Source organism: Streptomyces sp. NPDC058375 (assembly GCF_042723425.1).
In the GTDB taxonomy this organism is placed as follows: Bacteria; Actinomycetota; Actinomycetes; order Streptomycetales; family Streptomycetaceae; genus Streptomyces; species Streptomyces durocortorensis.
Genome location: NZ_JBHXJG010000217.1, coordinates 1 through 12,459, shown reverse-complemented (window position 1 = coordinate 12,459; position 12,459 = coordinate 1). Strand labels below are relative to the sequence as shown.

Here is a 12,459-nt window from a genome sequence, read left to right as displayed (position 1 = left end):
CCGGCCCCCCCCCCGCCGGGCGCCCCCCCCCCCCCCCCCCGGGCGCCCACCCCCCCCGGCAGCGTTTTTTCATGACTCGGGGAGGACACACATGGGCGTCACGCTCGCCAAGGGAGGCAATGTCTCCCTCTCCAAGGTCGCACCCAACCTCACCCAGGTGCTGGTCGGGCTCGGCTGGGACGCACGCTCCACCACGGGCGCCGCTTTCGACCTCGACGCCAGCGCCCTGCTGTGCCAGTCGGGCCGGGTGCTCGGTGACGAGTGGTTCGTCTTCTACAACAACCTCACGAGCCCGGACGGTTCCGTCGAGCACACCGGCGACAACCTCACGGGGGAGGGCGACGGAGACGACGAGTCCGTCATCGTCCGCCTCGACCAGGTGCCCGCCCACTGCGACAAGATCGTCTTCCCGGTCTCGATCCACGACGCGGACAACCGAGGCCAGGCGTTCGGCCAGGTCAGCAACGCCTTCATCCGGGTGGTCAACCAGGCCGACGGCCAGGAGCTGGCCCGCTACGACCTGAGCGAGGACGCCTCGACGGAGACCGCGATGATCTTCGGCGAGCTCTACCGGTACAACGGCGAGTGGAAATTCCGTGCAGTCGGCCAGGGGTACGCGTCTGGCCTGCGAGGCATCGCTCTAGACTTCGGCGTCAACGTTTCATAACGCCCCGCACGGCGCGGGGGAGCCCCGACACACCGGGGGAGACCCGTTTAACAACACGATGGGGTAGCCAGTGGTTCTGAAAACCTTCGGCTGGTCGTTCGCGGTCACCGCGCTCGGCCTGGTCGCAGCGATTTTCTACGGGGGGTGGCAGGCCTTCGGTATCGTCGCGATCCTGTCCGTCCTGGAGATCTCGCTGTCCTTCGACAACGCGGTGATCAACGCCGGAATCCTGAAGAAGATGAATGCCTTCTGGCAGAAAATCTTCCTCACCATCGGCATCCTCATCGCCGTCTTCGGTATGCGACTGGTGTTCCCCGTCGTGATCGTGGCCGTGAGCGCCAAGCTCGGACCGATCGAGGCCATCGACCTGTCCTTCAACGACCCGGACAAGTACAAGGAACTGGTCACGGACGCCCATCCGTCGATCGCCGCCTTCGGTGGCATGTTCCTGTTGATGATCTTCCTCGACTTCATCTTCGACGAGGACCGGGACATCCACTGGCTGCGCTGGATCGAGCGGCCGCTCGCCAAGCTCGGCAAGGTCGACATGCTGTCGGTCTGCGTCGCGCTGATCATCCTGATGATCACCGCCATGACCTTCGCGACCCAGGCCCACCAGCACGGCGGCGGGCACGTCGACAAGTCGGCGACGGTCATGCTCTCCGGCATCGCCGGTCTGATCACCTACCTGATCGTCGGCGGACTCTCCGGATTCTTCGAGGGCAAGCTCGAAGAGGAGGAGGAGCGTGAGCACGAGGCCGAGGAAGAGGCCAAGAAGAAGGGCAAGCCCGTCACCGGGGTCGCCCTCGCCGGAAAGGCCGCGTTCTTCCTCTTCCTCTACCTGGAAGTCCTGGACGCCTCGTTCTCCTTCGACGGAGTCATCGGCGCCTTCGCCATCACCAACGAGATCGTGCTGATGGCCCTCGGCCTCGGCATCGGCGCCATGTACGTCCGTTCGCTCACCGTCTACCTGGTGCGCGAGGGCACGCTCGACGACTACGTCTACCTGGAGCACGGCGCCCACTACGCGATCGGCGCCCTCTCGATCATCCTGCTGATCACCATCCAGCACGAGATCAACGAGCTCATCACCGGCTCGGTCGGCGTGATCCTGATCGCCCTCTCCTTCTGGTCCTCGGTCAAGCGCAACCGCGCGCTCGCCGCCGAATCCGGCGGGGGCGACGGCTCGGGAAGCAAGGCGGAAGTGTCCTCCGGGGTGTGACCCGGTAGGGATTGAGGAACGCTCTCTGCGGGGCGGCCCACACGGCGACGGCTCTCCGGGATCTCCCGGACCCGGCCCGTTGGCCGCCCCGCAGTGATGTCCGGGGCGCGAACAGGCGGCGCGAACAGCGTGAACAGGTGGGGGTAGGGATGGGATTCTTCGACGGCCTGTGGCCGGGGCGCGCGGCGCAGTTCGACTCGGGCAACTCGACGTCGAGCGCCATCGTGCTGTCCAAGCGGAACGCCACGGTCTCGCTCAACAAGCAGGGCGCCCTCTCGGGCAACCTCCGGGTCAACCTCTCCTGGCGGATGCGGACCTCGGACATCGAGGGCCGCTCCCGCCAGAGCGGTATGCTCCGGCGCCCCCTCCAGCTCTTCAAGCCCGAGGTGGTCCAGGCGCACACCCAGGGCGTCGTCAACGTCGACCTGGACCTCGGCTGCATGTACGAGCTGATGGACGGCACCAAGGGCGTCGTGCAGCCGCTGGGCAGCCTGATCGGCGACCTCAACGGCCCGCCCTACGTCCGGCTCAGCGGCGACGACCGGTTCGGCGCGCCCTCCGGCGAGACGGTCTACGTCAACCTCGACCAGCGCGACAAGATCAAGCGGCTGCTGTTCTTCGTCTACATCTACGACCGGACGCCCGCGTTCGACCGCACGCACGCCAAGATCACGCTCTACCCGGGCAACGGCCCGCGCATCGAGATCGAGCTGGACGAACGCGCACCGCAGGCCCGCTCCTGTGCGGTGTTCACCGTGGAGAACATCAAGGATGAGCTGATCGTGCGCCGCGAGGTGAAGTTCGTGTACGGCTTCCAGTCGGAGCTGGACCGGCTGTACGGCTACGGCATGCAATGGGGCCGCGGCTACAAGTCCCGCACGTGAGCCCGGGCCGTGTCCCGGGGCCCGGCTCAGGACCGGACGAACTGCGGACCTTGGGGAGGCAGCACGAAATGGGGGTCGGGCGCGTGTGCGGCGGCCGCCGCCGGCTGCGGATAGCCGTACGCGAGCGGCTCGGCGGGCTGGGGATAGCCGTACGTCGGCTGGTGGGCCGCGGCGGGGGCGGCGGCGGGATGCGCGACCGGAGGCGGATAGCCGTAGGAGGGCTGCTGGTGCTGGACCGTGGCCTGGGAGTCGGGCCCGAGCCCGGTGGCCCCGGTGGCCGGCACGGGCCCCGGCGGCACCGCCGGGGGCGGGGGCACGGCGGCCGGGAGCGGACCCGCGCCCGCCGGAGCGGCCGGGTCCTGCGCCCCGCCCCCCGGCTGCTCCCCGTTCGCCGCCTCCGACTCGTCCACCGAGATGCCGAAGGCGGTGGCCAGGCCGATCAGGCCGGTGGGATAGCCCTGGCCGACCGCGCGGAACTTCCAGCCCTCGCCGCGGCGGTACAGCTCGCCGCAGATGATCGCGGTCTCTTCCCCGGTCTCCGGCCGCACATCGAACACCGCCAGCGGCTCGCCCTCGGCGAACGCGGCGTCGAACAGGAGTATGCGCAGGTCCGGGACCTCTTCGAAGGCGGCCCCGTCGGAGGAGGCCGCGATGACCACCTGGTCCACCGAAGCGTCGAGCGCCCCGAGGTCCGCCTCGACCGTGTCCGTCAGCCCTTCCGGCACACTGCGCTTCGGCAGCCGCCGGACCAGGCCGGAGGGGTGCCGGGGCTGGTTGTAGAAGACGAAGTCCTCATCCGACCGCACCCGGCCGGACGCACCGAGGAGCAGGGCGGAGGCGTCCACGTCGGGAACCCCGGGGCCCGGGGTCCAGCGCAGCACGGCCCGGACGGCCGCGGCATCGACGGGGACGTTCGAGCCCTTCAGCATCGTGTGCGTCATGACCGTCATCCTGCCTGCTGGGGGCCCGTGCGGACAACGCGGGGGGCGGCACGGCCGTGCCCGGCGGCGGCGCGGGCAGACCGGGACGGTACCGCGAGAGGGGGTCGCACAAGGGGCGGGTAACCGGAAATTCATGTACATGGGGAACTGTTGACACCCGTCCGTACGTACTATTACCGGCCATGCGTTGTTCGGCCGGTCAGGCAGTTCGGGGGAAAATCATGCGTCACTTCGGGCACATATCGCCCACTGCCCGCGAGGGCCTGTTCTTCAGGGAACCCCACGCCTTCACCGCGGAATCCCCGGCACGGATGCTCTCCGTCGCCCTGGGAGCCACGCTCTACTCCCCGGCCACCCGCCCGTCGCTCGCCGACGACGTGCTGAAGCAGGCCGCGCGCGGTGTCGTCTCCATGGTGCTGTGCCTGGAGGACTCGATCGACGACGCCGAGGTCACCGACGCCGAAGCCAACCTGATCAGGCAGTTCGCCGCCCTGGCCGCCCGGGACACGGCGTCCGGACCCGCCGGGCGGAGCACGGGCGACGCCACGGGCACGGCGGACGCGGCCGACGCCGACATCCCGCTCCTCTTCATCCGCGTACGGGAACCCGGCCAGATCACCGACCTGGTACGACGCCTCGGCGACTCGGTCCGCATGTTGTCCGGTTTCGTACTTCCCAAATTCACCGAAGAGCGGGGGAGGCACTTCCTGGAGGCGCTCGCCGAGGCCGAGACGGCGTGCGGCCGACGCCTCTTCGCCATGCCGGTCCTCGAATCCCCCGAGCTGCTCCATCTGGAGACGCGCGGCGAAATCCTCCGGGGCATCGCCCGCGTCGTCGACAAGTACCGGGACCGGGTGCTCGCCCTGCGGCTCGGCGTCACCGACTTCTGCTCGGCCTACGGACTGCGCCGCGCGCCCGACATGACGGCGTACGACGTCCATATCGTCGCCTCGGTGATCGCCGACGTGGTCAACGTGCTCGGCCGGGCCGACGGCACCGGCTTCACGATCACCGGCCCGGTCTGGGAGTATTTCCGCCGCCAGGAGCGCATGTTCAAGCCCCAGCTGCGCCGCAGCCCCTTCCTGGAGGGCCGGGCCGAGGAACTGCGCACGGCGCTCATCGAGCACGACCTAGACGGACTGCTCCGGGAGATCGAGCTCGACCGGGCCAACGGCCTGCTCGGCAAGACCTGCATCCACCCCTCGCACGTGGCGCCGGTCCACGCACTGTCCGTGGTCAGCCACGAGGAGTTCACCGACGCCCAGGACATCCTGAGCCCCGAGCGCGGGGGCGGCGGGGTGCTGCGCTCGGCGTACACGAACAAGATGAACGAAGTGAAGCCCCACCGGGCCTGGGCCGAGCGCACGCTCCAGCGGGCCGAGGTGTTCGGGGTGGCGAGGGAAGACGTCGGCTTCGTGGACCTGCTGGCCGCCGGCCTGACGAACTGAGCGCGCATCGATGAGCGAGCGCGCGACGAGAGAAGAGATCGTGGACGTGGTGTGGTCGGGCGAGTGGGTGGCCGAGCGGCTCGGGGTCGCCCTCGAAGGCGATGGAGAGCTCCAGGAGCTGCTGGGTCTGGCCCTGCGCCGCAACCCCAAGCGGGCGCATCTGCTGGTGTCCAACGTGCTGGGCAAGCACGTTCCCCAGCGGCCCTCCGTCGTGCACGGGGCCGGGTTCGAGCTCGGTGAGCGCGTACGGGCGCTGCTCGGCGCCGACGAAGCCCGCCGCGCGGTGGTCCTTGGATACGCGGAGACGGCCACCGGTCTCGGCCACGCCGTCGCGGACGGCCTGCGGGACGCCCCGTACCTGCACTCGACCCGGCGTCCGGTGGCGGGCGTGCAGCAGGCGGGCGGCTTCGAGGAGGCCCACTCGCACGCCACCTCGCACCTGCTGCTGCCGGAGGACCCCGGGCTGCTGGCGGGGGGCGGCCCCGGGGCGGACACCTCGACGCTGGTGCTGGTCGACGACGAGTTCTCCACCGGCAACACGGTCCTGAACACCATCCGCGCGCTGCACGCCCTGCACCCGCGCGAGCGGTACGTCATCGTCGCCCTGGTCGACATGCGCTCCCCGGCGGACCGCGACCGGCTGACCGACTTCGCCGCCGAGATCGGCGCCCGGGTGGACCTGGTGACCCGGTGCGCCGGGACGGTCGCCCTACCGGACGGCGTACTGGAACGCGGCCAGGCCCTGGTGGCGGAGCAGGAGGCGGAGCAGGCCGGGCAGGCGGAGCAGGAGGCGGAGGTTTCCGCTTCCGAGCCGCCCGCCGCACCGGCTCCCGCCCCGGTCACCCGCGTCGACCTCCAGTGGCCGGCCGGCGTCCCCGACGGCGGCCGGCACGGGTTCACCCCGGCTCACCGGGCGGCCCTGGAAGCGGCGCTGCCGGACATGGCGGAGCGGATCGCGGCGGCGTTGGGCGACGAGGCGGCGGACCGGGGCCGCGACCAGGGCCGGTACCGGCGTCAGGACTCGGGCGGCCGGGACCAGGGCCCCCGCCGGGTCCTCGTCCTCGGCTTCGAGGAGCTGATGTACGCGCCGCTGCGCCTGGGCACCGCGCTGGAAGCCGCCCTGGGAGCCGGCACCGAGGTCCGCTACTCCACCACCACCCGCTCACCCGTCCTCGCCGTCGACGACCCCGGCTACGCGATACGCACCCGCCTCGTCTTCCCGGCCCACGACGACCCGGCGGACGGACCCGGCGACCGGTACGCGTACAACGTGGCGGGCGCCGGCTTCGACGCCGTGGTCGCCGTCGTCGACTCCACCGCCGACACCCCCGAACTGCACGCCCCCGAAGGCTTGTTGGCCCAGCTAGGCGTCCACGCCGACCGGGTACTCCTCGCGGTCGTCCCCTCGTACACCCCCACACCTGTATCGGAGCCCGCCGTGCTGCCCGATCCCCTCCGAGGCCCCGAGTTCTCCAGTTACGCCCCGGAGGACGTCGGCTGGCTGCTCCAGGACCTCTCGGACACCGAGCTGGAAGCGCCCACCGAGGAGCGCGAGGAGGCCATCCAGAGCGGCGGCGCGCACTACGCGGAGTCGCTGCCCGTCGAGTACCAGCCGAGCGCCGAGTACCAGGCGCTGTTCACCGCCGCACTGGAGACCTCCGCCGCGCGCATCGCCCGCGCGGTCGGCACGGTCACCGAGACGGTCCTCGCCGAACGCGGTCCCCGCCCGGTGCTCGTGTCGCTCGCCCGCGCCGGAACGCCGGTCGGGGTGCTGATGCGCCGCTGGGCCCAGCACCGGCACGGTCTGGATCTGCCGCACTACGCCATCTCCATCGTCCGGGGCCGGGGCATCGACGCCACCGCCCTGCGTTGGCTGGCCGCCCATCACGACCCGGCCGACGTGGTGTTCGTCGACGGCTGGACGGGCAAGGGTGCCATCACCCGCGAACTGGCGGCGGCGATCAGCGAGTTCGAGGCCTCGGGTGGGCCCGTCGGCTTCGACCCGGAGATCGCGGTGCTCGCGGACCCGGGCGGCTGCGTGCGGACGTACGGCACCCGCGAGGACTTCCTCATCCCCTCGGCCTGCCTCAACTCCACGGTGTCCGGGCTCATTTCCCGTACGGTGCTCCGCGCCGACCTGGTCGGGCCCGACGACTTCCACGGCGGGAAGTTCTACCGGGAACTGGCCGACTCCGATGTCTCGGGCCACTTCCTCGACACGATCGCCGCTCGCTTCGACGAGGTGGCGGGCCCGGTCGAGGCCGAGGCCAAGGAACTGCTCGCCGCCGACCGGGCCCCGACCTGGGAGGGCTGGGCGGCCGTCGAGCGGATCAGCGAGGAGTACGGCATCCACGACGTCAACCTGGTCAAGCCGGGCGTCGGCGAGACCACCCGGGTGCTGCTCCGCCGCGTCCCCTGGAAGATCCTCGCGAAGCGCGGCGCGGGCGCGGACCTGACCCACATCCGGCTGCTGGCCGAACAACGCGGCGTCCCGGTCGAGGAGGTCGACGACCTCCCGTACAGCTGTGTCGGTCTGATCCACCCCCGCTACACGCGCGGCGCGACGGGCGCGGACGGCAAGGCGGTGGCGGGAGGCAGCGCTGTGGCCGACGACCAGGCGGTGAAGGGCGCATGAGCACCCCGACCGCTGTGAACGGCTCCACCACCCTGGTGGCGAGCGACCTCGACCGTACGCTCATCTACTCGGCGGCCTCACTCGACCTGTCCATGCCGGACGCGGAGGCCCCCCGGCTCCTGTGCGTCGAGGTGTACGGCCACAAGCCCCTCTCCTACATGACGGAGACGGCCGCCGCGCTCCTCACCGAGGTGGCGGGCGCGACGGTCTTCGTGCCGACCACCACCCGTACCCGCGAGCAGTACCACCGCATCCACCTCCCGGGCCCCGCCCCCCGGTACGCGATCTGTGCCAACGGCGGGCACATCCTGGTCGACGGGATCTCCGACCGGGACTGGCAGCAGCAGGTGGAGGCCCGGATCGCGGCCGAGTGCGCGCCGCTCACCGAGATCCGCGCCCACCTCGCCACCACCGCCGACCCGGCCTGGCTCCTCAAGGAACGGGTCGCCGAGGACCTCTTCGCCTACCTCGTCGTCGAGCGGGCTCTCCTGCCCGAGGAGTGGGTGAAGGAGCTGGCCGCCTGGGCGCGGCCGCGCGGCTGGACGGTCTCCCTCCAGGGCCGCAAGATCTACGTCGTCCCGGCGCCGCTGACCAAGAGCGCCGCGATGCACGAGGTCGCCCGCCGCGCCGGCGCCACGCGCACGCTCGCCGCCGGGGACTCCCTCCTCGACGCCGACCTGCTGCTCGCCGCCGACCTCGGCTGGCGCCCCGGCCACGGCGAACTGGCCGACGAGGGCTGGCGGGCCCCGCACGTGGTGGCCCTGGAGGAGCGGGGCGGGGCGGCGGGGGAGGAGATCCTGCGCCGCTTCCTGGCGGCCGCTGCTGGGTGAGTTCCCCTGCGCGCGGGCGAGCGTTGCGCGAGGCTGGGGGCATGACCAAGGGCAACGACACAAAGATCACCGACGAGCTGTACGCGTACATGCTGGCCCACAACCCGCCGCTGGACCCGGTCCAGCGGGAGCTGGTGGACACCACGTACGCCCGGTTCCCCGACCACGCGGGCATGGTGTCGGCCGAGGAACAGGCCCCGCTGCTGGCCTTCCTCGTCCGGCTGGTGGGCGCCCGGCATGTGGTGGAGGTGGGCACGTTCACCGGGTTCAGCGCCCTGGCGATGGCCCAGGCGCTGCCCGCCGACGGCACGCTGATCGCCTGCGACATCTCGGAGGAGTGGACGGCGTACGGCCGTGAGGCCTGGGAGAAGGCGGGCGTAGCGGACCGGATCGACCTGCGCATCGCCCCGGCCCTGGACACCCTGCGCGCGATGCCCGCCGAGCCGCACATCGACTTCGCCTACCTGGACGCGGACAAGGGCGGCTACATCGCGTACTGGGAGGAGCTGGTGCCCAGGATGCGGCAGGGCGGGGTCATCGCCACGGACAACGTGCTCTTCCACGGCGGGGTGACGGACCCGGAGGCGACGGGCCCGACGGCGGCGATCAAGGAGTTCAACGACCATGTGAGCGCGGACGCCCGGATGGACAGCGTCCTGCTGACGGTCTCGGACGGCCTGACGCTGTCCCGCAAGAGGTAGAGGTGCAAGAGGTAGAGGTGCAGGGGTAGGAGGAGAAGGAGGCGGGAGAGCTCAGCCGCAGCACCCGCCCCCGCAGCAGCCACCGCCACCCCCACCGCCGGCGGACGGCGCGGGAGCGGACCCGGCAGCACCGCCCACGGCCACGGCGGACAGCAGCTTGACGGTGTCGTCGTGGCCTGCGGGGCAGGAGGCGGGGTCCGAGGACTGCGCCATGGGACGGCTGAGTTCGAACGTGTCTCCGCAGGTGCGGCAGCGGAATTCGTAACGAGGCATGGGCTCAGGCTAGAGCCATCGGGGCCCGGAGACCACGCCCCCCTAGCCCTGGGCGCCGCCGCGCTCCTCGCGGATGTCGGAGACGACCCGGGCGGCGGTCTGCCGCACGGCCTCGGTCTCGGTCAGGAAGTGCCAGTAATCGGGGTGGCGACCCTCCAGCCCGGCGATGGCCCGCTCCAGCCGGGCGACGGAGTCGTCGAGCGGCCGTGCGTGCCGGGGGTCGGGCGTGTGGCGGCCGGCCATGGCGAGGCGCTGGGCGTCCCGCACGGCGAACCGGGTCCGCTCGATCTCCTGCTGCGGGTCCTTCGCCACGGCGTTCAACTGCTGCAACCGGTCCCCGGCGGCGGAGACCGCCTCGTCCGTGGCGTTGAGCAGGGCGCGGACCGTGGACAGCCGGGACGTGGCGTCCGCCCAGCGCTGCTCGTCGCGCGCCTTGGCCGCCTCGGCGAGCTTCTCCTCGGCCTGCCGCACGTTCACTGCGGCCTGCTCCGGGACGGGCTGGAGGTCCTGCCAGCAGGCGGCCGAGAAACGCCGCCGCAACTCGCTGAGCACCGGCTCCACCGAGCCCGCCCGCGTCGTCAGCGCCTGGGCGCGGGTCCGCAGGGACACCAGCCGCCGGTCGATCTCGGCGGCCCGCTCGGGCAGCCGCTCGGCTTCGGTCCGTACGGCCTCGGCGTCCCGCAGGACCACATCGGCGCGCTGGAGGGTCTCCGGGACGCCGTGCTTTCCCGCGCCCTGGTTCAGCTTGGTCAGCTCGGGGGCGAGCGCGGCGAGCCGGGCGGCGAGCTCGTCGGCCCGCAGCCCGGAGGCCCGCACGGTGTCGAGGGCGTTGCTCGCCGCCAGGAGCGCCTGCCGGGCCCGCTCGACGGCGGGGGCGAGCCGGGCGAGCTGGGTCTCCGCGCTGCCCAGCAGGGGCCCGAGCCCCTGGGCGAAGCGGTCCAGCTCGCCCTTGACCCGCACGAGGTCGTCCTTGGCCCGGGTCAGCTCGGTGCGGGCCCGGGAGGCGACGGCGGGTTCCAGGTCGTCCCGGTCCAGGTCGTGGCTGTCGACGGCGGTGATGTAGGCGTGACTGACCTCGTCGATGCGCCGGCCGAGCGCGGCGAAGTCCTCGGCGGCCTTGCGGCCGCGCGAGGAGCTGTCCACGGCGTTGATGGTCTCGATGGAGATCCGAAGATCACGCTGGGCGGTGTCCAGCTCGTAGAAGGCCTCGGCGGCGGCGTCCTTCGCGGCCTGCGCCTCGGCCCGCTCATTCTCCCCGCCGCGCCCGCCGAACCACCGGCGCGTACCGCCACCGGCGAAGGCGGCGGGAAGCGCGGCGAGCACGAGGGGCACGGGCAGCAGCACCAGCGCGAGGACATCCCGAACCCCGGAGCCCCCCGGACCGCCGGAGCCCGCAGGACGGCCGGGCCCGCCCCGACTGCCGAAGCCACCCCGACCGCCGGACCCGCCCCGACCGCCAGACTCGCCCCGACCGCCGAAGTCACCCCGCCCGCCAGACCCGCCCTGCCCGCCGAAACCGCCCTGATCGCCCGGGACCGGGGACTCCCCGCGGGGCCGACCCGCACCACTCCGGACGGCGGAACTCCCACCCGCTCCTGCCTGCGGCCGCGCGTGTGTCGCCGTCACATCCCTCTCCCGTGCCGATTCGCCCTGCCCGGTACATTCTCCCACCAGGTAAGGACGAACACACGGGTCGGTTAGTTCGCGCTTCGCACGGTGACTTGCCCGTTGTCGCTGCGCGCCTTCACCACATGGGCGCTGTCGTCGCCGCGCGGCACCTGGATGGAGACGTCCCCGTTGTCGGCGGCGGCGTTGACCGCGTACTTCTGCCCGCCCGGCGGCAGGTCGATGGTGATGCCCCCGTTGTCGCTCACGGTGTCCACGAGGTCGGGCACGGAGCTGAAGCCCAGCCGGATCTCCCCGTTGTCGGCGTGGGCGGTCACGGAGGAGGCGGTGATCCGGTCGGCCCGCACCTCCCCGTTGTCGCTCTTCAGCTTCAGCGCGCCGCTCGCGTCCTGGACGTTGATCTCGCCGTTGTCGGAGGACAGATCCAGGGCGCGGTCGAAGCCGACGGCGCTGATCGTCCCGTTGTCCGACACGGCCTTCACATCGACCCCGCGCGGCACCTTCACCCGGTGCCGGGAGTCGCAGTTGTTGGCCATCCCCTCGCACTTCACCCGGAGCGTGAGGGTGTCGTCCTCCATCTTCCAGACGGAGTCCGGCCCGCTGCCGAACACCACCCACCCGTCGACCTGCCGCTCCACCTCGACCTGTTCCACGTCGGCCGGCACGAGATCGACGAGGCCGTTCTCGGCGCTGATGGTCAGCGTCTTCCCCTCCAGAGCGAACGACTTGCGCTCGACGGGCGCGCCGTCGACGTCCGTGCTCCCGCACCCGGTGAGAGCCAGCGCCAGCAACACCACCCCGCCCCCCAGAGCGAGGGCCCGCCCGGGCGCCCCGAGGCGCGCCGTGGGCCGGGTGCGGTTCGGTGCGCTCGTAACGATGTCCACGGTGATCGGTCCCCCAGATGCGTGCTGCCGGACGGTGCCACCGGACGTCGCTGCCGGTGCACTCCAAACCGTATGCACCGACGGCCCCCGGCGGGATCCGGACCGCTACCGTCTCGGGGTGGGGTTATCCCCCGGAACCACCCCCGGCGAGGTGCCCTCGGAGGACGGCCCGGGCCCGCCCGGGAACGGTTTATGAGCAGCGGCCCGGTCGATGTACGCTGTTGCCTCATCCACGGGTGCGTAGCTCAGGGGTAGAGCGCTGCTCTTACAAAGCAGATGTCGGCGGTTCGAAACCGTCCGCGCCCACCAGTACGAAACACGACGAAGCCCCCCGACCGATCATGGTCC

The 12,459-nt window shown here is 71.7% G+C and carries 11 protein-coding genes and 1 tRNA gene; 8 read left to right on the top strand and 4 right to left on the bottom strand.

The features are described from left to right. The first annotated feature begins 91 nt into the window (after positions 1-91). The 3 genes from ACFWM7_RS27385 (at position 92) to ACFWM7_RS27375 (ending at position 2,773) form a co-directional block, all read left to right on the top strand. Positions 92-667 carry a TerD family protein gene (locus ACFWM7_RS27385; RefSeq protein ID WP_010057499.1) on the top strand — a complete coding sequence of 192 codons (576 nt, stop codon included), beginning with the start codon at positions 92-94 and terminating at the stop codon, positions 665-667. Positions 668-737: 70 nt separating this feature from the next. Further along, the gene (locus tag ACFWM7_RS27380; RefSeq protein WP_383265243.1) at positions 738-1,889 is read left to right on the top strand and encodes a DUF475 domain-containing protein; all 1,152 of its coding nucleotides are present in this window, start codon (positions 738-740) and stop codon (positions 1,887-1,889) included. A 149-nt stretch (positions 1,890-2,038) separates the two neighbouring features. Next, positions 2,039-2,773: a Tellurium resistance gene (locus ACFWM7_RS27375; RefSeq protein WP_383265240.1), complete on the top strand. Its 735-nt coding sequence runs from the start codon at positions 2,039-2,041 to the stop codon at positions 2,771-2,773. Positions 2,774-2,799: 26 nt separating this feature from the next. On the opposite strand, the gene ACFWM7_RS27370 is transcribed toward ACFWM7_RS27375, so the two are convergent. Next, positions 2,800-3,723, bottom strand: coding sequence for a TerD family protein (locus tag ACFWM7_RS27370; protein ID WP_383265238.1), 924 nt, complete (start codon positions 3,721-3,723; stop codon positions 2,800-2,802). A 212-nt stretch (positions 3,724-3,935) separates the two neighbouring features. Here ACFWM7_RS27370 and ACFWM7_RS27365 point away from each other — a divergent pair, with 212 nt between their 5' ends. From ACFWM7_RS27365 to ACFWM7_RS27350, 4 genes are read left to right on the top strand one after another with little or no spacing between them, the layout of a single operon-like run. Further along, positions 3,936-5,162 carry an HpcH/HpaI aldolase/citrate lyase family protein gene (locus ACFWM7_RS27365; RefSeq protein WP_383265235.1) on the top strand — a complete coding sequence of 409 codons (1,227 nt, stop codon included), beginning with the start codon at positions 3,936-3,938 and terminating at the stop codon, positions 5,160-5,162. 10 nt (positions 5,163-5,172) lie between these two features. Continuing rightward, positions 5,173-7,797, top strand: coding sequence for a phosphoribosyltransferase (locus ACFWM7_RS27360; RefSeq protein WP_383265232.1), 2,625 nt, complete (start codon positions 5,173-5,175; stop codon positions 7,795-7,797). Then, on the top strand, positions 7,794-8,627 hold the full coding sequence (locus ACFWM7_RS27355; RefSeq protein ID WP_383265229.1) for an HAD family hydrolase: 834 nt from the start codon (positions 7,794-7,796) through the stop codon (positions 8,625-8,627). Before ACFWM7_RS27360 ends, ACFWM7_RS27355 begins: the two co-directional genes overlap by 4 nt. Before the next feature lie 41 nt (positions 8,628-8,668). Further along, on the top strand, positions 8,669-9,328 hold the full coding sequence (locus ACFWM7_RS27350) for an O-methyltransferase (protein ID WP_383265226.1): 660 nt from the start codon (positions 8,669-8,671) through the stop codon (positions 9,326-9,328). 51 nt (positions 9,329-9,379) lie between these two features. Here the strand turns inward: ACFWM7_RS27350 and ACFWM7_RS27345 are convergent, their stop codons facing one another. The 3 genes from ACFWM7_RS27345 to ACFWM7_RS27335 all read right to left on the bottom strand — a co-directional run bounded on the left by ACFWM7_RS27345 (position 9,380) and on the right by ACFWM7_RS27335 (position 12,111). Continuing rightward, complete coding sequence (locus ACFWM7_RS27345) at positions 9,380-9,601, bottom strand: zinc ribbon domain-containing protein (protein WP_356564390.1); 222 nt, start codon at positions 9,599-9,601, stop codon at positions 9,380-9,382. Positions 9,602-9,643: 42 nt separating this feature from the next. Next, positions 9,644-10,945, bottom strand: a complete 1,302-nt coding sequence (locus ACFWM7_RS27340) for a hypothetical protein (RefSeq protein ID WP_383265224.1) — start codon at positions 10,943-10,945, stop codon at positions 9,644-9,646. Between the two features lie 353 nt (positions 10,946-11,298). After that, a complete protein-coding gene (locus ACFWM7_RS27335) occupies positions 11,299-12,111 on the bottom strand; it encodes a DUF4097 family beta strand repeat-containing protein (protein ID WP_383265222.1) in 813 nt (270 codons plus the stop codon). 234 nt (positions 12,112-12,345) lie between these two features. Between ACFWM7_RS27335 and ACFWM7_RS27330 the strand changes: the two genes are divergently transcribed. Then, positions 12,346-12,420: transfer RNA gene (locus ACFWM7_RS27330), tRNA-Val, on the top strand. Positions 12,421-12,459: the final 39 nt, after the last annotated feature.

Bases quoted from the DNA above. Each gene is read 5' to 3' on its own strand.
- ACFWM7_RS27385 (WP_010057499.1), top strand. From the start codon at position 92: ATGGGCGTCACGCTCGCCAAGGGAGGCAATGTCTCCCTCTCCAAGGTC.
- ACFWM7_RS27375 (WP_383265240.1), top strand. From the start codon at position 2,039: ATGGGATTCTTCGACGGCCTGTGGCCGGGGCGCGCGGCGCAGTTCGAC.
- ACFWM7_RS27360 (WP_383265232.1), top strand. From the start codon at position 5,173: ATGAGCGAGCGCGCGACGAGAGAAGAGATCGTGGACGTGGTGTGGTCG.
- ACFWM7_RS27355 (WP_383265229.1), top strand. From the start codon at position 7,794: ATGAGCACCCCGACCGCTGTGAACGGCTCCACCACCCTGGTGGCGAGC.
- ACFWM7_RS27345 (WP_356564390.1), bottom strand. From the start codon at position 9,601: ATGCCTCGTTACGAATTCCGCTGCCGCACCTGCGGAGACACGTTCGAA.
- ACFWM7_RS27370 (WP_383265238.1), bottom strand. From the start codon at position 3,723: ATGACGGTCATGACGCACACGATGCTGAAGGGCTCGAACGTCCCCGTC.
- ACFWM7_RS27350 (WP_383265226.1), top strand. From the start codon at position 8,669: ATGACCAAGGGCAACGACACAAAGATCACCGACGAGCTGTACGCGTAC.
- ACFWM7_RS27365 (WP_383265235.1), top strand. From the start codon at position 3,936: ATGCGTCACTTCGGGCACATATCGCCCACTGCCCGCGAGGGCCTGTTC.